The following is a 20,311-nucleotide window of genomic DNA, read 5'->3' on the forward strand; positions in this document are numbered from 1 at the left end:
ACCATCCGCTCCGTGTCGGACTCCGGTCCCGTGGGAAAGGGACGACGTCGCCATGGCAGATCACCAGGAAGCATCCGTCACTCTGCCGAGCGATCCCGCCTCGGTCTTCGCGGCCCGGAAATTCGTCGCCGATGTGCTGGCCGAATGGGGCCTGCCATGCGACGCGGAAGTCGCGGACACCGTACGCCTGATCGTGTCAGAACTAGCCACCAACGCCGTCCAACACACATTCGGGCAGTCGCCCACCTTCACGGTGGACGTCCGGCTCGACCGAGACGAACACCTGCGGATCGGTGTCACCGACAGCCATCCGCGCTTCCCGAAACGCCTGCCCGCCGCGGTTCAGCAGGACAACGGGCGCGGCATGGTGATCATCCGCTGGCTGACCGCCGAGTGCGGCGGCAGACTGGTCGTCCAGCCCACCCGCGAGGGCGGCAAGACGGTCGCCATCGAGCTGCCCTGGACGGTGCCGGCCCAAGCGGTGACGGCCGGGGGCCCACAAGAGCCCTGAGAAGCGGCGCACACCAGGGCGTAACCCGGGCGCGTACCCCGGGGTCGCCGGGGCGCTCACGCCCGCGCGGGCGCTGTTCCGGGCGCCGCGGCCGCTCGGCGCGCGCTCACGTTTCTCGGCGTGGTGCCTCTTTCGGAGCCGCTGCCGCCCTGACGACGGCACGGTGCACCAGGCGGGGCAGGACGCCCCACAGCGCCACACAGACGAGCAGGGTGGCCGCGCCGGAGGCGATCCCGGCGGCCCGTCCCAGTGCCACGTCCACGGCGAGCAGCACCGACCCCGTCAGCGCCAGCACGAGCACAACCATGCCGATCCTGGCCAGGACGGAGGAGACCCGCACGATGGCCGCCTTCGCACCCTGCCGGAACAACGACCGGTGCAGCGCGGCCGGAGCCGTGAACAGCGCGGCGGCGACCACGGCCAGCAGGAGCGTGGTGACGTACGTGGTGCGCTGCACGGTGTCGAGGGACCGGAAGCGCGGGGTGAAGGCCAGCGTCAGCAGGAACGCGAAGAGGATCTGCACACCGGTCTGGGCGACCCGCAGCTCCTGGAGCAGCTCGCCGAAGTTGCGATCGGCGCGCTGGAGGGGCGTCTCGTGCCGTTCCTCGGGGAGGGGTGGTTCAGCCATGCTGAACGAGTATCCGATCCAGCCACTTTTCACGCCCTGGGGCGGGACCCGGAGGGGGTGCCGGCCGACGGCACCCCCTCGGCCGGGTCAGCTGACCCGGCCGTACCAGACGCTCTTCGTCCAGATCTTCTGCAGCTTCACGACCTCCCCGGTCTTCGGGGAGTGCCAGATCTTTCCCTTCCCGGCGTAGATGCCGACGTGGTACACGTTCCGGCCCGAGTGGAAGAACACCAGGTCTCCGGCCTTGCGGTGGGACGCGGAGATGTGGTGCGTCTTGTTGTACTGCGCCGCGGCCGTACGAGGCAGCGTCTTGCCCGCCTTCTTGAACGAGTAGAGCGTGAGCCCGGAGCAGTCGAAGCGGCGTGGCCCGGCGGCACCGTACTGGTACGGGGAACCCTTCTTGGAGGCCGCGACCTGGAGTGCCTTCGTCGCCAAGGTGGCCGCTTCGGCGTCGGATGCGGCGCCAGGAACCACAAGGCTGCCGCCCACGGCGGCGATGGTGAGCGCCGAGGCCGTACCGGCCCGGGTCCACAGCGACGGGACACGATTGAGCGCAGTCATGCGCAACCCTTCGTCAGCCGCCTGTGAAGGATGACCTGTCGGATTCGGGCTGGCGAAGTAGCCCGGCCGCTTGCGCGGCTTCACCCCAAGGACCGCCCGGATCTCTCCGGCGACCCGTCGTGCTGGGTCCTCCACTCCTGCCGATGCACTTCTGTCGACCGGTCATCCGGGCAGCGGCAGGACTCGGCGTCCGCCCGGACCGCCCCGCCGCTGTGGCGGGGGCTTGTCGTCGGAAGGGATCTTCACGCATCACGGTCCGAATATCCGAGCGGAACCGGCGATTTGTGGGGTTACTCACCACTCACCCGTTCGGGTGGACACCCCTCTGTTCGGGCGATGTTGAGGACACCGACGACGCTCGTACCAGCACCGGAGCATCTCATTCCGCCTCGCGGCTACGCCCGTCGCGCAACTTTTTCGGTTCCCCGAAGGGACCTGTGATTACTCCATCAGGGGGTACGCCATCTGGTCCGTTTGAGCCCCGGACCAGACGCCTCGCCGACGCGGCACGCACGGCGGCCCGGGTGGGGATGCGTCAACTGTCGGCGTCGGGTGGCAGGGTGATGCGGGCCGCCCGCCGCTCACCGTCGAGGACACGCAGGGCCTGTGCCAGCGTCGGGGCGTGCACCTCGCTCTCGCCCCGTTGATGCATCAGTGCGAGGGCGTCGCGCAGCTCCGCCGCCTTGGCGACCAGCGCCTGGGCGGCGCGCAGCCCCCGGTAGGTGTCTCCGGGCCTGGCCGGGTTGATGCGGCCGAGAAGGTCGACCACGTCGAGGTAACGGTCGATCAACTCGGCCTCGGCACGCGTCAGCGCGGGCAGCGGGGGCAGTTCGGGCACCATCGGCGGATCACCTCGCGTCGGGTGTGGCGTTCCTCGCGCCGGGCGCGGTGCGCGAGGTCTTGCGGCTGGGGATGACCCCGTCCACCAGTCCGTAGGTCAACGCGGCCTGTGCGTCCAGGATCTTGTCCCGCTCGATGTCGGCGGAGACCTGTTCAGGACTCTGCCCCGTGTGCCGTACGAGCATGTCCTCCAGCAGCCGCCGAGTGCGCATCAACTCCTCGGCCTGGAGGGCCAGATCGCTCGCCTGCCCCTGTACCGGCTCGGGAAGTGACGGCTGGTGGATCAGCACCCGGGCCCCCGGCAGCGCGAACCGCTTGCCCGGCGCGCCGCCGGCCAGTAGCACCGCGGCGGCCGACGCGGCCTGTCCCAGGCAGGTGGTCTCCACGTCGCAGCTGACGAACTGCATCGTGTCGTAGATCGCCGTCATCGCGGTGAACGAGCCCCCGGGGGAGTTGATGTACAGCGAGATGTCCCGGTCGGGTGCCTGGTATTCGAGGTGCATGAACTGCGCCATCACATCGTTCGCCGAGGTGTCGTCGATCGGCGTCCCGAGGAACACGATCCGCTCGTCCAGCAGCTTCGAGTACGGATCCAGGGTCCGGTGCCCCGCACTCGTGCGCTCGGTGAACTCGGGCAGGACATGGCGGGCGGACGGTTCATTCATGGCTCGCGCCTCCTCTGAAGGTTTCTGTAAAAAATGTACAGGACGTACAGAGGCCAGGAAGGGTGCTCGGCTGACAGCGAAAATCCCCGCGGAACGAGCTGTTCCGCGGGGATTTCCGGTACGGACGTGGGTTCAGCCGAGCGGAGCCGGAGCCGGGGTCCCGTAGAAGGTGATGGGCGGCCAGCCGCGCGACGTCGCAAGTTCGTTGAGGGCGTTCGCGACCTCGAGAGGGCTGATCCGGTAGGACTCCGGGGCGGTCTCGATGGCCTCGACGCTGAAGGTGAACGCGATGCCCCCCTCCCTGCCCGGGGTGAAGGCGCTGCCCTTGAACTCGGTGCCGTTGGGGAAATCGACCGCCGCCGCGGTGGGGGCGTCGGCCTCCGCCGCCTGGGCCGCCCCGCCGGTGGTGAGTACCGCCCCCGCCGCGGCCGTTCCCGAGTACCCCAGCAGTGAGCGCCTGGAAATGCTGGACATGATCCCCTCCGGTTTGTCATGTGCGCCTCCGGATGAGGCGGTCGCTTGATCGTACGAACGCATCGTTTTCGGCGGAGCTGAACGAGATCGTCCGCTCTGCGGGGGTGCCGGGGGTCCGGTCTAAGCTGGTGGGCATGGCCTACGAGATTCCGGTGACGCAAGCCAGGGCTGAGCTCGCCGATCTGATCAACCGGGTGGTGTACGGAGGCGAGCGCGTCGTCGTGACGCGGCACGGCAAGCCCCTCGTCGCCCTGGTCTCCGCCGCCGACCTGGAGCGGCTCGAGGAGCTCCCGGAGTCCGTCGAGGAGCAGGTGGTCAGCTCCCTCTCCAGCGTCCGCGAGGTCGCCTCCGCCCCCCGCGAGCGCCAGCGCTTCGGTATCGCGGCCGAGCACCGGGGGCCCGGCGCCTAGTAGGGCCCCTGCGCCCGTCCGAGGGCGACGGTCGCGCCGAAGCGGGGCCGCGAAGGCAGCGCCGTATATGGTCCGATCCTCGACGCCGCGCCGGGCGGTGGCCTCGGCGACGGCCCCGGAGCGTTCTCGTCGGTCTTGCGTGGGCCACAGCCCGGTTAACGTCCTCGAAACGACGGCCAACTAGCGTGCCCATCCATGCCACCAGGGGTTTTGGTGGCTACGGCCACCGGACCCCGCACGGTCCGGAGCGAGGACTGTGAGGTGGGACGCCGTGCAACTGACCCCGCACGAGCAAGAGAGGCTGCTGATCCACGTGGCCGCCGACGTGGCCGAGAAGCGACGGGCCCGCGGGCTGAAACTGAACCACCCGGAGGCCGTCGCCCTCATCACGTCGCACATCCTCGAAGGCGCGCGCGACGGCCGTACGGTCGCCGAGCTGATGTCCTCCGGGCGCAAGATCCTCACCCGGGACGACGTCATGGAGGGCATCCCCGAGATGATTCACGACGTCCAGGTCGAGGCGACCTTCCCGGACGGCACCAAGCTCGTCACCGTCCACGACCCGATCGTCTGACGCGGGAGCGAGAGCCATGATTCCCGGAGAGATCCTGTTCGCCGACGGCCCCGTCGCCTTCAACGAGGGCCGCGAGGTCACCCGGCTGACCGTCCTCAACGCCGCCGACCGGCCCGTCCAGGTCGGCTCCCACTACCACTTCGCCGAGGCCAACCCCGGTCTGGACTTCGACCGCGCCGCCGCGCGCGGCAAGCGGCTCAACGTCGCCGCCGGCACGGCCGTGCGCTTCGAGCCCGGGATCCCCGTCGACGTCGAACTCGTTCCGCTCACCGGCGCCCGTGTCGTGCCCGGCCTGCGCGGTGAGACCGGAGGTGCCCTCGATGCCTGAGCTCTCGCGCGGCGCGTACGCCGACCTGTTCGGTCCCACCACCGGCGACCGCATCCGGCTCGCCGACACCGACCTGCTGATCGAGATCGAGGAGGATCGTTCCGGCGGTCCCGGGCTCGCCGGTGACGAGGCCGTCTTCGGCGGCGGCAAGGTCATCCGCGAATCCATGGGCCAGGCGCGCGCTACGCGCGCAGAAGGCACTCCGGACACGGTCATCACGGGTGTCGTGATCGTCGACCACTGGGGGATCGTCAAGGCCGACGTCGGCATCCGCGACGGCCGGATCACCGGCATCGGCAAGGCGGGCAACCCGGACACCATGGACGGGGTCCACCCCGACCTCGTCATCGGCCCCGAGACCGAGATCATCGCGGGCAACGGACGGATCGTCACCGCGGGCGCCATCGACGCGCACGTCCACCTGATCTGCCCGCAGATCGCCGACGAGGCGCTCGCCTCCGGGATCACGACGCTGGTCGGCGGCGGCACCGGTCCCGCCGAGGGCTCGAAGGCGACGACGGTCACTCCTGGCCCCTGGCACCTCGCCCGGATGCTGGAGGCGATGGAGCAGTACCCGCTCAACTTCGGTCTGCTCGGCAAGGGCAACACGGTCTCGCGCGACGCGATGCTGTCGCAGATCCGCGGCGGGGCGCTCGGTCTCAAGCTGCACGAGGACTGGGGTTCCACGCCCGCCGTCATCGACGCCGCGCTGACCGTCGCCGATCGCACCGGCATCCAGGTCGCCATCCACACGGACACGCTGAACGAGGCCGGGTTCGTCGGCGACACGCTCGCCGCGATCGGCGGACGCGGCATCCACGCGTACCACACCGAGGGGGCGGGCGGTGGGCACGCCCCCGACATCATGACCGTGGTCTCCGAGCCGCACGTACTGCCCAGTTCCACCAACCCGACCCGGCCCTACACCGTCAACACCGCCGAGGAACATCTCGACATGCTGATGGTCTGCCACCACCTCAACGCGGCCGTCCCGGAGGACCTGGCGTTCGCCGAGTCCCGGATCCGGCCGTCGACCATCGGCGCCGAGGACGTTCTGCACGATCTGGGTGCCATCTCGATCATCTCGTCCGACGCGCAGGCCATGGGGCGGGTCGGCGAGGTCATCATGCGGACCTGGCAGACGGCCCATGTGATGAAGCGGCGGCGCGGCGCCCTCCCCGGTGACGGGCGCGCGGACAATCACCGCGTACGTCGCTATGTCGCCAAGTACACGATCAACCCGGCGCTCGCGCAGGGCCTCGCCCGTGAGATCGGCTCCGTCGAGACCGGCAAGCTCGCCGACCTCGTGCTGTGGGAGCCGGCGTTCTTCGGGGTCAAGCCGCAGCTCGTCATCAAGGGCGGGCAGATCGCGTACGCGCAGATGGGCGACGCCAACGCGTCCATCCCGACACCGCAGCCGATCCTGCCCCGGCCGATGTTCGGGGCGATCGGACGGGCACCCGCCTCGAACTCGTTCAACTTCGTGGCGCCGCTCGCCATCGAGGACGGGCTCCCGGAGCGGCTCTCGCTGGGGAAGCGGTTCGTGGCGATCGAGTCGACGCGCGGGGTGACCAAGGCCGACATGCGGGAGAACGACGCCCGGCCGCATGTGCGGGTCGATCCCGACAGCTTCGCCGTGCACATCGACGGGGAGCTGGTGGAGGCCACGCCCGCCGCCGAACTGCCCATGGCCCAGCGTTACTTCCTCTTCTGATGTCCCGCGCGGCACTACTCGTCCTGGCCGACGGCCGCTTCCCCGCCGGAGGGCACGCCCACTCCGGCGGGGCCGAGGCGGCCGTCAAGGCCGGGCGGATCAGCGGGGCGGCGAGCCTGGAGGACTTCTGCCGGGGGCGCCTCAACACGGCGGGGCTGGCGTCGGCCGCCCTGGCCGCGGCGGCCGCGCTCGGGGTCGATCCGGTGCTGCTGGACTCGGCCGCGGATGCCCGTACGCCGTCGCCGGCTCTGCGGGTCGCCGCACGGCGGCTCGGGCGGCAGTTGATGCGGGCGGCCCGGGCGACCTGGCCGTCCGGGGAACTCGACGCGCTGGCGCGGGCCTTTCCCAAGGGAGCGCATCAGCCGGTGGTACTGGGGCTGGCGGCGCGGGCCGCCGGGCTCGGGCCCGTGGACGCCGCGTACTGCTCCGCGTACGAGAGCGTCAGTGGTCCCGCGACCGCGACCGTGCGGTTGCTGAGCCTCGATCCGTTCGACGCCACAGGGGTGCTGGCCCGGCTGGCGCCGGAGCTGGACGTCGTCGCGTGTGCGGCGGTCGATGCGGCGCGCAACGTGGTCGACGGTGGGGTCGACGCGTTGCCGGCGGCGTCGGCGCCGTTGTTGGAGATCAGTGCGCAGGCGCATGCCGCCTGGGCTGTACGGCTCTTCGCGTCGTAGGTGGATCGCCCCCGCCGCCCCTACCCATTCCCGTCCCCTGGGGGCTCCGCCCCCAGACCCCCGTATCGGCCTGAAGGAAACTGGAGCCGTACCGTGCATCTTGACCATATCCACGACGGAGCCTCCGCCGTCAGCGCCGACGCTCGCCGGCCCGACGGCTCGCGGCGCGCGCTGCGTGTCGGGCTCGGTGGGCCCGTCGGGTCCGGGAAGACCGCCACCGTCGCCGCGCTCTGCCGGGCGCTGCGCGAGGAACTGTCGCTCGCGGTCGTCACGAACGACATCTACACGCGGGAGGACGCCGAGTTCCTGCTGCGGGAGGCCGTGCTGCCGCCGGAGCGGATCACCGCCGTGGAGACGGGGGCCTGCCCGCACACCGCGATCCGGGACGACATCTCCGCGAACCTCGAAGCGGTGGAGGACCTGGAGGACGAGGTGGGGCCGTTGGACCTCATCCTCGTCGAGTCCGGGGGTGACAACCTCACCGCCACGTTCTCCAAGGGACTGGTGGACGCGCAGATCTTCGTCATCGACGTGGCGGGCGGGGACGACATTCCGCGCAAGGGCGGGCCCGGTGTCACCACCGCCGATCTGCTCGTCGTCAACAAGACCGACCTCGCGCCGTACGTGGGGTCCGACCTGGGGCGGATGGCCGCCGACGCCAAGGCGCAGCGGGCCGAGCTGCCCGTCGTCCTCCAGTCGCTGCGCACCGAGGCCGGGGTCACGGCCGTCGCCGACTGGGTGCGGCGGCAACTGGTCGCGTGGACGGCATGACCACAGCGGGAGTGCGGGCCACCGCCCGGATCGGCGCACGGGCCGACGGGCGCGGTGGTACCGCGCTGCCCGTGCTGGAGGGCGAGGGGCCGCTCGCGCTGCGGCGCACACGGGCGAGCGGGGACGAGGCACGGGTCATGCTCGTCGGGGCGATGAGCGGGCCGCTCGGCGGTGACCGCTTCGCCGTGGAGGCGGAAGTGGGGGAGGGGGCCCGGCTGCATGTCGGGTCGGCAGCCGCGACCATCGCCCTGCCGGGACAGGCCAAGGGCGACGCCCGATACGATGTGCGGCTCGACGTCTCCGCGGGGGGCGAACTACGCTGGCTGCCGGAGCAGTTGATCTCCGCGCAGGGGAGTGACCTGTACGTGTCCTCGCGTGTCGAGCTCCGGTCGGGCGCCCGGCTCGTCTTCCGGGAGGAGCAGGTGCTCGGGCGCGTCGGCGAGCAACCCGGGCGGCTCACCAGCCGTCTTACTGTGCGGCTCGACGAACGGCCGCTGTTGGACCAGGAGCTGTCGTGCGGCCCTGGTGCACCCGGCGGCTGGGACGGTCCCGCGATGCTCGGGGGGCATCGGGCTCTGGGGCAACTCCTCGTCGTACGGCCGGAGTTCGAGCGGGAGCCGCCGGTGGCACGGCTGCTGGGGGAGTACGCGGCCCTCATGCCGCTCGCCGGGCCCGCGGCACTGGTGAGTGCCCTGGCGCCGGACGCGCTGCTGCTGCGGCGGGTCCTGGACGAGGCCTTGCGCACGCTCGACCGATAAGTACGGTCCGCTCAACGGTACTTGGTGCTCCGGTTATCGGAATGGCAAAGAAGGCCGGTCACCCCTGTTCTCAGGGACCTCACAGCCGAAAGGATCCCCGTACCAATCGCAACGATGTACGGGGAGGTCCCACTTGAGGGCTAAGAGACCGACGAGACGCCTGACCGCGTTCGCTTCGGCCGGAGCACTCGTCACGGCGACCCTGATAGCCGGAGCCGTCGCGGCGCCGTCGGCCACCGCCGACTCGCGTCACGGTCAGGACCGAGAGGCCCACGGCGCGGCGATCGCCGCCGCCCGAGCCTCGAAGGCCGGGATCAACTGGCAGGACTGCCCTGCGGACTGGGGCTTCGAGAAGCCGATCCAGTGCGGCTGGGTGTCCGTCCCGCTCGACTACGCCCACCCGTACGGCAAGCAGATCAAGCTTGCCGTCGACCGCATCGGGAACACCGGGACCAAGGCGGAGCGCCAGGGCGCGCTCGTCTACAACCCGGGCGGCCCCGGTGGTTCGGGCATGCGCTTCCCGCGCCGCGTCACCACCAAGGCCCCTCTGTGGGTGAACACTTCGAAGGCGTACGACTTCGTGGGCTTCGACCCGCGCGGTGTCGGCCACTCGGCCCCGATCTCCTGCATTGACCCTCAGGAGTTCGTGAAGGCGCCCAAGGCCGACCCGGTGCCGGACTCCGAGGCCGACAAGCGCGCCCAGCGCAAGCTCGCCGCCGCGTACGCGGACGGCTGTGCCAAGCGTAGCGGCAAGGCGATGCTGGCGCAGATGACCACGCCCAACACCGCCCGCGACCTGGATGTCATCCGGGCCGCACTCGGTGAGAAGAAGCTCAACTACCTGGGCGTCTCCTACGGCACGTACCTCGGAGCCGTCTACGGCACCCTGTTCCCGGGCCACGTCCGCCGCATGGTCGTCGACAGTGTCGTCAACCCGGCGCAGGAGAACATCTGGTACCAGGCCAACCTGGAGCAGGACATCGCCTTCGAGGGCCGCTGGAAGGACTGGGAGGACTGGGTCGCCAAGAACGACGCCGCCTTCCACCTCGGCGACACCCGCGCCAAGGTCCAGGACCAGTGGCTGAAGCTGCGTGCCACCGCGAAGAAGAGCCCGCTCGGTGGCGTCGTCGGCCCCGCCGAACTGATCTCCTTCTTCCAGAGCGCCCCGTACTACGACTCGTCGTGGGTGCCGGTCGCGACGGCGTTCAGCAAGTACGTCGCCGGTGACGCCCAGGCGCTCGTCGACGCCGCAGCCCCCGACATGTCCGACACCGTGGGCAACATCGCCTCGGAGAACGGCAACGCCGTCTACACGGCCGTCGAGTGCACCGACGCCAAGTGGCCCACCAGCTGGTCGAAGTGGGACAAGGACAACACGAAGCTCCACAAGAGCTACCCGTTCATGACGTGGGCCAACGCGTGGATGAACCTGCCCTGCGCGACCTGGCCGGTCAAGCAGCAGAACCCGGTGAACGTCAAGACCGGCAAGGGTCTGCCCGCCGTCCTGATCGTGCAGTCCACGCGTGACGCCGCCACCCCGTACCCCGGCGCCGTCGAACTGCACAAGCGCTTCAAGGGTTCCCGCCTGATCACCGAGAACGGTGCGGGCTCGCACGGAGTGACCGGCCTGGTCAACCCGTGCATCAACACCCGGGTGGACTCCTACTTGCTCACCGGCAAGACGGACGCGGCCGATGTGACGTGCACCCCGCACGCCACGCCGACCCCGTAACACTCCACGCACAGAGGGGCGGCCGGAGATCCGGCCGCCCCTTTTGCCTGCCGTACCTCGCTCAACTCAACGGCATCCGCGGGAACTTGCGGGCCTGCGCCGCGGCCTCGGCCGCCTCCTCCGCCTTGACGACGGCCGCGTACCGGTCGACGTACTCCTGCTCGGAGAGGGTGAGGATGGCGTACATGATCTCGTCGGTCACGGCACGCAGGATGGCCTTCTCGTTCTCCATCCCGGCGTAGCGGGAGAAGTCCAGGGGCTTCCCGAAGCGGATCACCACGGGGTGGAGGCTCGGGATCTTCTGACCCGGCGGCTGTGCCTCGAAGGTGCCGATCATGGCGCAGGGGATGACCGGAACCCCGGCCTTGAGCGCCATCACCGCGACGCCGACCTTGCCCTTGTAGAGGCGGCCGTCGTGCGAACGTGTCCCCTCCGGGTAGATGCCGAGCAGTTCGTCCCTGCGCAGCACGCCCAGTCCCTCGCGGATCGCGGCCTGGCCCGCGTCCTTGCCGGAGCGGTCCACCGGGATCTGTCCGATGCTGCGGAAGAAGGCAGCCGTCAGCCGCCCCTTGATACCGGGCCCCGTGAAGTACTCGGCCTTCGCCAGGAAGGTGATCCGCCGCTTCAGAATCGCGGGCATGAGGAAGTGGTCCGAGAACGAGAGATGGTTGCCGGCCACGATGGCGGGGCCCGACGCCGGTATGTGCTCAAGGCCTTCGATCCGGGGCCGGAACATCAACCTCAACAGTGGACCCAAAAGCACGTATTTGAGCACGTAATAGAACATGGGGTCGCTCCTCACGCGCGCGGATCGGCTCGACCGCCGCGTTCTAGCAGGTCAACCGGCATATCGCGGGCTGCCAGTGTATGCGCGGGGAGAGCCATGCGGAACCAGGTCCGGCCCGATGGGCCTGCATACCACATCAGTTGAACAAGTGATCGGCTTACCATCTTTTGCGGAGGTGTGCAACAAATGCGAAGATTGGAGAGGCGGGGGAACCGGACCGACGCTCGGCGCTCGTGACCGGATCCCATGACGTATGCGCCCGGGCGGTTGCTTCTGGAGGACAGATGACACTCCCGACAGCGCCCAGTCATGGGTCACACGCACCGGACACCGTCTTCGGCTACGTCTCCGCCCGGTCACAGGGCGAGATGCCGATGCACGAGGCGGTGGGATTCGAGTCGGCAGCGCCGTTCCGGGCCGACGACGGCACTCGGGACCGCGCCAAGGAGTACGCGCGGGCCGCAGGGCTGACCGTGACGGCCGAGAGCCGCCTGGGATTCACCGTGAGCGGCCCACCGGGGGCGTACGAACAGCTGACCGGAGGAAGGGTCGAGACCTACGAGGAACGCCAGCGCGTCGCGATGAACCAGGAGCGCTTCGTCACGCACCTCGACATCGTGGGCGAGCGACAGCCGGATGTCCGCGGAATGGGCGCCGTGCCGGGCGAGGACGCCATCGAGGCCGTCGCACTGGAACAGCCGCGCATCCCCATGCGCGTTCTTCCCGTCGCCGGCACGCCACCGCGAGTCGCCCGATTCCATCTCGAAGTGCCGGGCGACGTGGCCAGGCTGCTCGGTGCCACCAAGGCGCACGAGCACGGAGAGACAGGGCGTGGCGTCCAGGTGGCCATGGTGGACACGGGCCAGTTCCGGCATCCGTTCTTCGCCGCGCAGTCGTACCGCGTCGCCCCGACCGTGGTCCTCGTGCCGGGCGCCGACCCCAGGGAGGACCCGGTCGGGCACGGCACCGGTGAATCGGCGAACATCTTCGCCGTGGCGCCCGGTGCGACGCTGCACCCGTACCGGGCGAGCGATCAGGCGGGTCATCTGACCGCGGCCATGGCGGCCATCCTCCGGGCGAAGTCGGACCACCCGCAGGTGCTGACGAACTCGTGGGGCGGTGACATCAGGCGCTTCCCTCCGCTCGGATCGCCCGCTCAGACCGATGTGATGTGGGGAATGGAGATCCTCGACGCGGTGGAGCAGGGCATCGTAGTCGTCTTCTCCGCGGGCAACGGCCAGTTCTCGATCGAACCGCAGGTCCCCGGTGTGATCTCGGCCGGCGGCGTCTTCGCGGGACCGGACGGGAAGCTGCAGGCGTCGAACTACGCGAGTGGCTACATCAGCCCCTGGGTCCAAGGCGTCGTCGTCCCCAAGGTCTCCGGTCTGGTCGGCATGCTGCCGCGTGCGCAGTACCTCATGCTGCCGGTGCCGCCCGGCTGCGAGATCGACGTCGCGGAGAGCCGGCAGGCCCCCGGCGACACCACGACCGACACCACGTCGGACCATGACGGCTGGGCCCTGTTCTCGGGCACGTCCGCAGCGGCACCCCAGCTCGCCGGAGCGGTGGCCGTACTGCTCGGAGCCCGTCCGGGGCTCACTCCGGCGCAGGTCGCCGAAGCGCTCACCGTGACAGCCACGGACATCACCACCGGGTCCTGCAACCCGAGGTTCCGGAATCAGGCCCGTCCCGGCCCCGACGAGGCCACCGGAGCCGGACTGGTGAATGTCAGCGCCGCGCTGGACTTCGTCCTCACACGGTTCCCGTAGCGCACCGGCAGAGCGACCGGCGGTCGGCCATGTCGGCTCCCCCGCATGTGTGCCGGAAGCCGTGAACACTAAACCGCTTTAGTGCTCACGACTTCCGCAGAGGGTGGTGCCGCGCCGCTGCGGAAGCGCCGACAGGGTCCGGCCTTCCAGAACAGGCGCCCGCCGACGGTGCCGGTGTCAGACCCCCTGCGTCAGCACCTTCTCCAAGGCGCCCAGCGCGGACTGGAGTTCCTCGCCGGTGATGGTCAGCGGCGGGGCCAGTCGGATGGTGGATCCGTGGGTGTCCTTGACCAGGACTCCCTCGCGCATCAGGCCCTCGCTGATCTCGCGGCCGGTGCCGATGGCCGGGTCGATGTCGACGCCCGCCCACAGCCCGCGGGAGCGGAAGCCCTCCACGCCCCGGCCCACGAGCGCCGTCAGACCGCCTCGCAGGACCACGCCCAACTCGGCCGCCCTGCTCTGGTATTCACCGGTCTCCAGGAGTCCGACGACCGCGGAGCCGACCGCCGCGGCCAGCGGGTTGCCGCCGAAGGTCGAGCCGTGCTCGCCGGGCCGCAGCACCCCGAGCACGTCCCGGCGGCCGACCACCGCCGACACCGGCACGATGCCGCCGCCGAGTGCCTTGCCCAGGAGGAGAAGGTCGGGGACGACGTCCTCATGTTCGACGGCGAGCGTGGTGCCGGTGCGGCCCAGGCCCGACTGGATCTCGTCCGCGATGAACAGACAGCCGGCGCGCCGGGTCAGCTCGCGGACGCCGGTCAGGTAGCCGTCGTCCGGGATGACGACGCCCGCCTCGCCCTGGATGGGCTCGATCAGCACGGCCGCCGTCGTCTCGTCGACGGCCGCTTCCAGCGCGGCGAGGTCGTTGTACGGGACGACGCGGAAGCCCGGGGTGAAGGGGCCGAAGCCGGCACGGGCCGTCTCGTCCGTGGAGAAGCTCACGATCGTCGTCGTACGGCCGTGGAAGTTGTCCGCGGCCACCACGATCGTCGCCCGGTCCGGGGCGACGCCCTTCACCTCGTACGCCCACTTGCGGGCCACCTTGATGGCGCTCTCCACCGCCTCCGCGCCCGTGTTCATCGGCAGGACCATGTTCAGGCCGGTCAACTCGGCCAGCGACTCGGCGAACTGGGCCAGCCGGTCGTTGTGGAAGGCGCGCGAGGTGAGCGTCAGCCGATCCAGCTGACGGTGGGCCGCGTCGATCAGCACCGGGTTTCGGTGGCCGAAATTGAGGGCCGAGTAGCCCGCCAGCATGTCGAGGTAGCGCCGGCCCTCCACGTCCTCGACCCAGGTGCCCTCGGCGTGGGCGACGACCACGGGCAGGGGGTGGTAGTTGTGCGCGAGGACGGGCTCCTCGGCGCGGATCAGGTCGGCGGAGGAGCGCGGACCGGCGGCGGAGGACGCGAGCGTACGGGCGGGAGCGGTCATGAGCGGATCTCCTGGGTGCAGCACTTGATGCCACCGCCGGCCTTGTGGAACTCGGACAGGTCGACGGGGACGGGGACATAGCCGTGGCCGGCGAGCCGGTCGGCGAGGGCCTCGGCGCGGGGCGCGATGAAGACGTGGCGGCCGTCGGAGACGGAGTTCAGGCCGAAGGTGTGCGCGTCCTCACCGGTCGCGAGCACCGCGTCCGGGAAGAGACGGGCCAGGACCTCGCGACTGCCGGGTGAGAACGCCTCCGGGTAGTACGCGATGTTCGCCTCGGGCCCGTCGTCCAGGACGAAGAGTGCCGTGTCCAGATGGTAGAAGCGCGGGTCCACCAGCTGGAGGCTGACCACCGGGACGCCGAAGAACTCCTGCACCTCGCGGTGCGCCTCGGGGGTCGTACGGAATCCGGTGCCGGCCAGCACATACCGGCCCACCGGGACGAGGTCGCCCTCGCCCTCGCAGACGGATTCGGGACGGTAGACGTCGAAACCGGCCGCCTTGAACCAGGTCTCGTACGCGTTGGACTCGGGGCGGCGCTGCGGCGCGTGGAAGTACGAGCCGAAGACCCGGCCCGCCAGGACGAGCGCGGAGTTCGCCGCGAACACCATGTCCGGGAGATCCGCCACGGGCTCCACGGTGTCCACGGTGTGGCCATGGGTCCGGTAGGCGCTGATCAGCGCCGCCCACTGGCCACGGGCCAGATCCACGTCCACTTGGGTGTCGGGATGCATCCAGGGATTGATCGCGTACTGCACGGCGAAGTGTCTGGGTTCACAGACGAGGAAGCGCCGAGGGCGCGGCACACGGCTGTCGGGCACAGAGAGGTACCTCCGCTTCCTGCGGTGTCGACTGGGGGTGCCTCCAAGGTAGGAAACGGGGGATACGGGCGACAAGAGACGAGAGCTGCGTGTGTGCGCAGCATCGCTGCGCAATCACTCAGGTCAACGCAGGTTTGATGCGTCCAGTGCATCCTGGGGGGCCGCGTGGGTCGCGCCCGCCTCCGGGGCCTCCGGCAGCAGATGCGACAGCACCATGTAGCTGATCGTCTTCCGGATGAAGGGCTCGGTGCGGATCCGCTCCAGCACCTCCTCGAAGTGGTCCACATCCGTGGCCCGCACATGCAGCAGGGCGTCCGCGCCGCCCGTCACGGTCATGGCCGCGGTGATCTCCGGATGGTTGCGGACCACCTCCGCGAGCCGCCGGGGCGGCGCAGCGCCCTCGCAGTACACCTCGACGTATGCCTCCGTGCGCCAGCCCAGCGCCGTCGGCTTCACCGTGGCCGTGAACCCGGTGATCACACCGGTCTCGCGGAGCCGGTCGACACGGCGCTTGACCGCGGTGGCCGACAGTCCGATCGCCGTGCCGATCTCGGCGAAGCTCGTCCGGGCATTGGCCATCAGGGCCGTGATGATCTTGCGGTCGAGTTCGTCGAACATTGCGGGCTTGCTGTTCATGGCGGCACTGTATCCAGCGACAACGTCCACACAACCAGCGACAACGTCCGCATGTCCGGCGGCGACGTCCACGTCCCGCACATGTCCAGGCATGCCGATCGCTCCTACACTCCACTCTCATGCTGCGCGCGCTCGCCGTCGACGACGAACAACCGTCCCTCGAGGAACTCCTCTACCTCCTGAACACCGATCCCCGGATCTCCAGCGCCGAGGGCGCGAGCGACGCGACCGAGGCGCTGCGCCGGATCAACCGGGCCCTGGAATCCGGACCCGACGGGCCCGAGGCCATCGACGTCGTCTTCCTGGACATCCACATGCCCGGACTCGACGGACTCGACCTCGCCCGGCTGCTCACCGGCTTCGCCTCGCCGCCGCTCGTCGTGTTCGTCACCGCCCACGAGGGCTTCGCCGTCCAGGCCTTCGACCTCAAGGCCGTCGACTACGTCCTCAAGCCGGTACGTCGGGAGCGGCTGGCCGAAGCCGTGCGGCGGGCCGCCCAACTCCAGGACACCGCACCGCGGATACCCGTCCACGAACCCGACCCGGACCACATATCCGTCGAACTCGGCGGCGTCACCCGCTTCGTGGCCGTCGAGGACATCACCCACGTCGAAGCGCACGGCGACTACGCACGTCTGCACACCGCCCAGGGCAGCCATCTCGTCCGCATCCCGCTCTCCACCCTGGAGGAACGCTGGCGCTCACGCGGCTTCGTCCGCATCCACCGGCGCCATCTGGTCGCCCTGCGCCACATCGGCGAACTCCGCCTGGACGCGGGCACCGTGAGCGTCCTCGTCGACTCCGTCGAACTCCAGGTCAGCCGTCGGCACACCCGCGAACTGCGCGATCTGCTCATGCGCCGCACCACGAGCTGAGAGAGGGAAACACCGTGCCGCAGGACCCGACCGAACGCCGGGTGGTCGTCACCGGGGTGCCCCGGCGCACCCGCCGCACCTCCGGCTACTACCGGCCCAGGACCGAGATCGACGAACAGACCACGCTCGGCCACACCTACGTCCGCTCCCTGATGCGCAGCCAACTCCGCGCGGCACTCGTGGTGTTCGCCGTGCTGGTCCTGCTGGTAGGGCCACTGCCGCTGGTCTTCGCCGCGATGCCAGACGGCGAGAGCCTGGAGTGGGCCGTGCTCGGCTTTTGCGTCTACCCGCCCCTGGTACTGCTCGCCCGCTGGTACGTGCGGCGCGCGGAGCGCAACGAGAAGGACTTCGTGCGCCTGGTCGAGGACCGCTGAGCCGTGAATCAGAACTACGCCGTCCCCGCCGTCGCCCTCGTCGTCGTGGCGACCGTCCTGGTGGGCGCGTTCGGCCTGCGCATCTCCCGGAGCACCTCCGACTTCTACGTCGCCTCACGCACCGTGGGCCCCCGGCTCAACGCGGCCGCGATCAGCGGCGAGTACCTCTCCGCCGCATCCTTCCTCGGCATCGCGGGCCTCGTCCTCGTCCAGGGCCCCGACATGCTCTGGTACCCCGTCGGCTACACGGCCGGCTATCTCGTACTGCTCCTGTTCGTCGCGGCCCCGCTGCGCCGCTCCGGGGCGTACACCCTGCCCGACTTCACGGAGGCACGCCTCGGTTCACCGGCCGTAAGGCGCCTCGCCGGTGCCTTCGTGGTCGGGGTCGGCTGGCTGTATCTGCTGCCCCAACTGCAGGGCGCCGGGCTGACGTTGGCGGTCCTGACCGACGCGCCCGACTGGTTCGGCGGGGTGCTCGTCGCCGTCGTCGTGGTCGCCACCGTCGCCGCCGGAGGCATGCGCAGCATCACCTTCGTGCAGGCCTTCCAGTACTGGCTCAAGCTCACCGCCCTGCTGGTCCCCGCACTCTTCCTGGTCCTCGCCTGGCAGGCCGACGGCGCCCCGCGCCAGGCCTTCGCCGAACCCGCGACCTTCCGCGAACAGCGCGTCGTCCGCGTCGACGACAGCCTCGACCTGAAACTCGCGGACCCACTGGGCGTCACGGCCACCGGCACGGTCGACGGCCACCGCTACGACGGTGAGCGGCTGCGACTCCCCGCGGGCGTCCACCACATCGAGCGCGGCACCCGGCTGACCTTCGCCCAAGGCGACCCCGTCCCGGCCGCCGACCGGGGCAGCAACGGCGGCATGTCGACCTCGCTGGCGGCGGGCCGCGAGGAACGCCCGCTGTACGCCACGTACGGACTGATCCTCGCCACCTTCCTCGGCACGATGGGACTGCCGCACGTGGTGGTCCGCTTCTACACCAGCCCGCACGGCGTCGCGGCCCGCCGCACCACGGTCGCGGTCCTCGGCCTCATCGGCGCGTTCTACCTCCTGCCGCCCGTCTACGGGGCGCTCGGCCGCCTGTACGCCCCCGAACTGAGCCTCACCGGGAACGCCGACGCCGCCGTCCTGCTGCTGCCGGACCGGGTGATCGGCGGGCTCGGCGCGGACCTCCTGGGCGCGCTGGTGGCGGGCGGTGCCTTCGCCGCGTTCCTGTCGACCGCGTCCGGACTGACGATGGCGGTGGCCGGGGTGCTCACCCAGGACGTGCTGCCTTCGCGCGGGGTACGCCACTTCCGGCTGGGCACCGTACTCGCCATGGCGGTGCCGCTCGCGGCGAGCGTGATCGTCGGCGGGCTGCCCGTCGCCGACGCCGTCGGACTCGCCTTCGCCGTGTCCGCGTCCTCCTTCTGTCCGCTGCTCGTCCTCGGCATCTGGTGGCGGCGGCTGACCCCGCCCGGCGCGGCCGCCGGAATGCTCGTCGGCGGCGGCGCGGCCTTCGTCGCCGTCGCCGCGACCATGGCGGGCTACCCGGGCTCGGGCGCGCTGCACGCACTCCTCGCCTGGCCCGCGCTCTGGTCGGTGCCGCTCGGGTTCCTCACCATGGTCCTGGTGTCGCTGGCCACGGCCGGACGGGTGCCGGCCGGGACGGCGGCGATCCTGGCCCGGTTCCACCTGCCCGAAGAGCTGGCCGGAGGAGACATGCGCGCAGACGTCGACGTACGCGGAGAGGCCAGGGCGTGAGCGGATCGTCGAGCGGGGCGGTGACGGCGTGAGCGGCTTCCTGGCGGGCCTGTGCGTCGCCGTACTCCCGCTGCTCGCCGCCGGGTTCTGGCTCGGCAGGCGTACCGCGCGGCCCGAGAACCTCGGCGGGCTCGGCACCCCCGTCGAACACGCCACCTTCGAGACCCTGCACACCGCCTCGCTGGCCGCGCCCCCGCTGCGCGCGGGCCTCACCGGGGAGACCGCCCGCAAGTCCGCCCGCCGACTGCGCACCCTGCTCGGCACGGACGCCCTGTGCCTCACCGACCAGGACACCGTCCTCGCCTGGGACGGCGCGGGGGAGCACCACCGCACCGAGATCATGGAACGGCTCGGCGGCCCCCTGGAGACCGGCCGCGGCGAGGCCTTCCGGCTGAAGTGCGACGAGCCCGACTGCTCCCTGCGCTGGGCCGTCGTCGCACCGCTCACCGTCGACGACCGTGTCCACGGAGCGCTCGTCGCCTGCGCGCCCCGCGAGTCCGCCGTCCTGGTCCGGGCCGCGGGCGAGGTCGCCCGCTGGGTCTCCGTGCAACTGGAACTCGCCGACCTCGACCAGTCCCGCACCCGGCTGATCGAGGCCGAGATCAAGGCCCTGCGCGCCCAGATCTCCCCGCACTTCATCTTCAACTCGCTCGCGGTGATCGCCTCGTTCGTCCGCACCGACCCCGAGCGCGCTCGCGAACTGCTCCTGGAATTCGCTGACTTCACCCGCTACTCGTTCCGCAGGCACGGCGACTTCACCACCCTCGCCGACGAACTGCACGCCATCGACCACTACTTGGCACTGGTACGGGCCCGCTTCGGCGACCGCCTCTCGGTCACCCTGCAGATCGCCCCCGAGGTACTGCCGGTCGCGCTGCCCTTCCTCTGCCTCCAACCGCTCGTGGAGAACGCCGTCAAGCACGGGCTGGAGGGCAAGACCGACAAGAGTCACATCAGCATCACCGCACAGGACGCGGGCGCCGAGGCGCTGGTCGTCATCGAGGACAACGGCACCGGAATGGACCCCGACCGACTGCGCCGCATCCTCGCCGGGGAGGTGAGCCCTTCCGGCGGCATCGGACTGTCCAACGTCGACGACCGGCTGCGCCAGGTGTACGGGGACGAGTACGGCCTCGTCATCGAGACCGCCGTCGGAGCGGGCATGAAGATCACCGCCCGGCTCCCGAAGTACCAGCCGGGGGTGCACTCGGCGCGGCGGCTGCCCAGGGAGTGAC

General features: G+C 70.5%; 23 protein-coding genes and 1 riboswitch. Of the genes, 14 read left to right on the plus strand and 9 right to left on the minus strand.

Translation table 11 applies throughout. From position 1 onward, the window contains the following. Positions 1-52 precede the first annotated feature (52 nt). On the plus strand, positions 53-511 hold the full coding sequence (locus OG819_RS29165; protein ID WP_266622762.1) for an ATP-binding protein: 459 nt from the start codon (positions 53-55) through the stop codon (positions 509-511). A gap of 106 nt (positions 512-617) precedes the next feature. Here OG819_RS29165 and OG819_RS29170 read toward each other — a convergent pair whose 3' ends face one another. The 5 genes from OG819_RS29170 to OG819_RS29190 form a co-directional block, all read right to left on the minus strand. Continuing rightward, positions 618-1,139, minus strand: coding sequence for a DUF6328 family protein (locus OG819_RS29170; protein ID WP_266622760.1), 522 nt, complete (start codon positions 1,137-1,139; stop codon positions 618-620). Positions 1,140-1,226: 87 nt separating this feature from the next. Beyond that, positions 1,227-1,700, minus strand: coding sequence for a C40 family peptidase (locus OG819_RS29175; protein WP_266622759.1), 474 nt, complete (start codon positions 1,698-1,700; stop codon positions 1,227-1,229). A gap of 3 nt (positions 1,701-1,703) precedes the next feature. Then, positions 1,704-1,889, minus strand: a riboswitch (cyclic di-AMP (ydaO/yuaA leader). Positions 1,890-2,235: 346 nt separating this feature from the next. Continuing rightward, positions 2,236-2,541 carry a hypothetical protein gene (locus tag OG819_RS29180; RefSeq protein WP_266416971.1) on the minus strand — a complete coding sequence of 102 codons (306 nt, stop codon included), beginning with the start codon at positions 2,539-2,541 and terminating at the stop codon, positions 2,236-2,238. Positions 2,542-2,548: 7 nt separating this feature from the next. After that, a complete protein-coding gene (locus OG819_RS29185) occupies positions 2,549-3,205 on the minus strand; it encodes an ATP-dependent Clp protease proteolytic subunit (RefSeq protein ID WP_266622757.1) in 657 nt (218 codons plus the stop codon). A gap of 132 nt (positions 3,206-3,337) precedes the next feature. After that, positions 3,338-3,679, minus strand: coding sequence for a twin-arginine translocation signal domain-containing protein (locus tag OG819_RS29190; protein ID WP_266651556.1), 342 nt, complete (start codon positions 3,677-3,679; stop codon positions 3,338-3,340). A gap of 134 nt (positions 3,680-3,813) precedes the next feature. On the opposite strand from OG819_RS29190, the gene OG819_RS29195 reads away from it, so the two are divergent. The 8 genes from OG819_RS29195 (at position 3,814) to OG819_RS29230 (ending at position 10,640) form a co-directional block, all read left to right on the plus strand. Then, positions 3,814-4,089: a type II toxin-antitoxin system Phd/YefM family antitoxin gene (locus tag OG819_RS29195; RefSeq protein WP_266651557.1), complete on the plus strand. Its 276-nt coding sequence runs from the start codon at positions 3,814-3,816 to the stop codon at positions 4,087-4,089. A gap of 271 nt (positions 4,090-4,360) precedes the next feature. Beyond that, a complete protein-coding gene (locus OG819_RS29200) occupies positions 4,361-4,663 on the plus strand; it encodes an urease subunit gamma (RefSeq protein ID WP_054229180.1) in 303 nt (100 codons plus the stop codon). 16 nt (positions 4,664-4,679) lie between these two features. Continuing rightward, on the plus strand, positions 4,680-4,991 hold the full coding sequence (locus OG819_RS29205) for an urease subunit beta (RefSeq protein ID WP_054228979.1): 312 nt from the start codon (positions 4,680-4,682) through the stop codon (positions 4,989-4,991). After that, positions 4,984-6,705 (plus strand): urease subunit alpha, encoded by a 1,722-nt coding sequence (locus OG819_RS29210; RefSeq protein WP_266622749.1) that lies wholly within the window; start codon positions 4,984-4,986, stop codon positions 6,703-6,705. The genes OG819_RS29205 and OG819_RS29210 overlap by 8 nt, the downstream gene beginning before the upstream one ends. Then, positions 6,705-7,379 (plus strand): urease accessory UreF family protein, encoded by a 675-nt coding sequence (locus OG819_RS29215; protein ID WP_266651558.1) that lies wholly within the window; start codon positions 6,705-6,707, stop codon positions 7,377-7,379. Before OG819_RS29210 ends, OG819_RS29215 begins: the two co-directional genes overlap by 1 nt. A 93-nt stretch (positions 7,380-7,472) precedes the next feature. Then, entirely contained in the window at positions 7,473-8,150 is a 678-nt protein-coding gene (gene ureG, locus OG819_RS29220) for an urease accessory protein UreG (RefSeq protein ID WP_266416991.1), read from the plus strand. Then, positions 8,147-8,908 carry an urease accessory protein UreD gene (locus OG819_RS29225; RefSeq protein ID WP_266622745.1) on the plus strand — a complete coding sequence of 254 codons (762 nt, stop codon included), beginning with the start codon at positions 8,147-8,149 and terminating at the stop codon, positions 8,906-8,908. Before ureG ends, OG819_RS29225 begins: the two co-directional genes overlap by 4 nt. A gap of 133 nt (positions 8,909-9,041) precedes the next feature. Next, positions 9,042-10,640, plus strand: coding sequence for an alpha/beta hydrolase (locus tag OG819_RS29230; protein ID WP_266651559.1), 1,599 nt, complete (start codon positions 9,042-9,044; stop codon positions 10,638-10,640). A 61-nt stretch (positions 10,641-10,701) separates the two neighbouring features. Here the strand turns inward: OG819_RS29230 and OG819_RS29235 are convergent, their stop codons facing one another. Next, positions 10,702-11,427 (minus strand): 1-acyl-sn-glycerol-3-phosphate acyltransferase, encoded by a 726-nt coding sequence (locus OG819_RS29235; RefSeq protein ID WP_266416999.1) that lies wholly within the window; start codon positions 11,425-11,427, stop codon positions 10,702-10,704. 284 nt (positions 11,428-11,711) lie between these two features. On the opposite strand from OG819_RS29235, the gene OG819_RS29240 reads away from it, so the two are divergent. Further along, entirely contained in the window at positions 11,712-13,196 is a 1,485-nt protein-coding gene (locus tag OG819_RS29240) for a S8 family serine peptidase (RefSeq protein ID WP_266622742.1), read from the plus strand. A 177-nt stretch (positions 13,197-13,373) separates the two neighbouring features. Here OG819_RS29240 and rocD read toward each other — a convergent pair whose 3' ends face one another. From rocD to OG819_RS29255, 3 genes are all read right to left on the minus strand, one after another. Further along, on the minus strand, positions 13,374-14,624 hold the full coding sequence (gene rocD, locus OG819_RS29245) for an ornithine--oxo-acid transaminase (RefSeq protein ID WP_266651560.1): 1,251 nt from the start codon (positions 14,622-14,624) through the stop codon (positions 13,374-13,376). After that, on the minus strand, positions 14,621-15,442 hold the full coding sequence (ddaH, locus tag OG819_RS29250; protein ID WP_266651561.1) for a dimethylargininase: 822 nt from the start codon (positions 15,440-15,442) through the stop codon (positions 14,621-14,623). The genes rocD and ddaH overlap by 4 nt, the downstream gene beginning before the upstream one ends. Before the next feature lie 123 nt (positions 15,443-15,565). Then, positions 15,566-16,078 (minus strand): Lrp/AsnC family transcriptional regulator, encoded by a 513-nt coding sequence (locus tag OG819_RS29255; protein ID WP_067378689.1) that lies wholly within the window; start codon positions 16,076-16,078, stop codon positions 15,566-15,568. A gap of 119 nt (positions 16,079-16,197) precedes the next feature. Between OG819_RS29255 and OG819_RS29260 the strand changes: the two genes are divergently transcribed. Genes OG819_RS29260 through OG819_RS29275 form a run of 4 tightly spaced genes read left to right on the plus strand, consistent with a single transcriptional unit; the run spans position 16,198 to position 20,310 of the window. Next, a complete protein-coding gene (locus tag OG819_RS29260; protein WP_266417012.1) occupies positions 16,198-16,953 on the plus strand; it encodes a LytTR family DNA-binding domain-containing protein in 756 nt (251 codons plus the stop codon). Between the two features lie 14 nt (positions 16,954-16,967). Next, positions 16,968-17,327, plus strand: a complete 360-nt coding sequence (locus tag OG819_RS29265) for a hypothetical protein (protein ID WP_266651562.1) — start codon at positions 16,968-16,970, stop codon at positions 17,325-17,327. 3 nt (positions 17,328-17,330) lie between these two features. Then, positions 17,331-19,076 carry a cation acetate symporter gene (locus OG819_RS29270; RefSeq protein WP_266651563.1) on the plus strand — a complete coding sequence of 582 codons (1,746 nt, stop codon included), beginning with the start codon at positions 17,331-17,333 and terminating at the stop codon, positions 19,074-19,076. A gap of 28 nt (positions 19,077-19,104) precedes the next feature. Beyond that, on the plus strand, positions 19,105-20,310 hold the full coding sequence (locus OG819_RS29275; RefSeq protein WP_266622736.1) for a sensor histidine kinase: 1,206 nt from the start codon (positions 19,105-19,107) through the stop codon (positions 20,308-20,310). Position 20,311 lies beyond the last annotated feature (1 nt).

Origin of the sequence: Streptomyces sp. NBC_01549, from assembly GCF_026339955.1 — a bacterium.
In the GTDB taxonomy this organism is placed as follows: Bacteria; Actinomycetota; Actinomycetes; order Streptomycetales; family Streptomycetaceae; genus Streptomyces.

Excerpts from the sequence above, each read along its gene's own strand:
- OG819_RS29165 (WP_266622762.1), top strand. The coding sequence starts at position 53 with ATGGCAGATCACCAGGAAGCATCCGTCACTCTGCCGAGCGATCCCGCC.
- OG819_RS29170 (WP_266622760.1), bottom strand. The coding sequence starts at position 1,139 with ATGGCTGAACCACCCCTCCCCGAGGAACGGCACGAGACGCCCCTCCAG.
- OG819_RS29175 (WP_266622759.1), bottom strand. The coding sequence starts at position 1,700 with ATGACTGCGCTCAATCGTGTCCCGTCGCTGTGGACCCGGGCCGGTACG.
- OG819_RS29180 (WP_266416971.1), bottom strand. The coding sequence starts at position 2,541 with ATGGTGCCCGAACTGCCCCCGCTGCCCGCGCTGACGCGTGCCGAGGCC.
- OG819_RS29185 (WP_266622757.1), bottom strand. The coding sequence starts at position 3,205 with ATGAATGAACCGTCCGCCCGCCATGTCCTGCCCGAGTTCACCGAGCGC.
- OG819_RS29190 (WP_266651556.1), bottom strand. The coding sequence starts at position 3,679 with ATGTCCAGCATTTCCAGGCGCTCACTGCTGGGGTACTCGGGAACGGCC.
- OG819_RS29195 (WP_266651557.1), top strand. The coding sequence starts at position 3,814 with ATGGCCTACGAGATTCCGGTGACGCAAGCCAGGGCTGAGCTCGCCGAT.
- OG819_RS29205 (WP_054228979.1), top strand. The coding sequence starts at position 4,680 with ATGATTCCCGGAGAGATCCTGTTCGCCGACGGCCCCGTCGCCTTCAAC.
- OG819_RS29210 (WP_266622749.1), top strand. The coding sequence starts at position 4,984 with ATGCCTGAGCTCTCGCGCGGCGCGTACGCCGACCTGTTCGGTCCCACC.
- OG819_RS29215 (WP_266651558.1), top strand. The coding sequence starts at position 6,705 with ATGTCCCGCGCGGCACTACTCGTCCTGGCCGACGGCCGCTTCCCCGCC.
- OG819_RS29225 (WP_266622745.1), top strand. The coding sequence starts at position 8,147 with ATGACCACAGCGGGAGTGCGGGCCACCGCCCGGATCGGCGCACGGGCC.
- OG819_RS29235 (WP_266416999.1), bottom strand. The coding sequence starts at position 11,427 with ATGTTCTATTACGTGCTCAAATACGTGCTTTTGGGTCCACTGTTGAGG.
- OG819_RS29240 (WP_266622742.1), top strand. The coding sequence starts at position 11,712 with ATGACACTCCCGACAGCGCCCAGTCATGGGTCACACGCACCGGACACC.
- rocD (WP_266651560.1), bottom strand. The coding sequence starts at position 14,624 with ATGACCGCTCCCGCCCGTACGCTCGCGTCCTCCGCCGCCGGTCCGCGC.
- OG819_RS29255 (WP_067378689.1), bottom strand. The coding sequence starts at position 16,078 with ATGAACAGCAAGCCCGCAATGTTCGACGAACTCGACCGCAAGATCATC.
- OG819_RS29260 (WP_266417012.1), top strand. The coding sequence starts at position 16,198 with ATGCTGCGCGCGCTCGCCGTCGACGACGAACAACCGTCCCTCGAGGAA.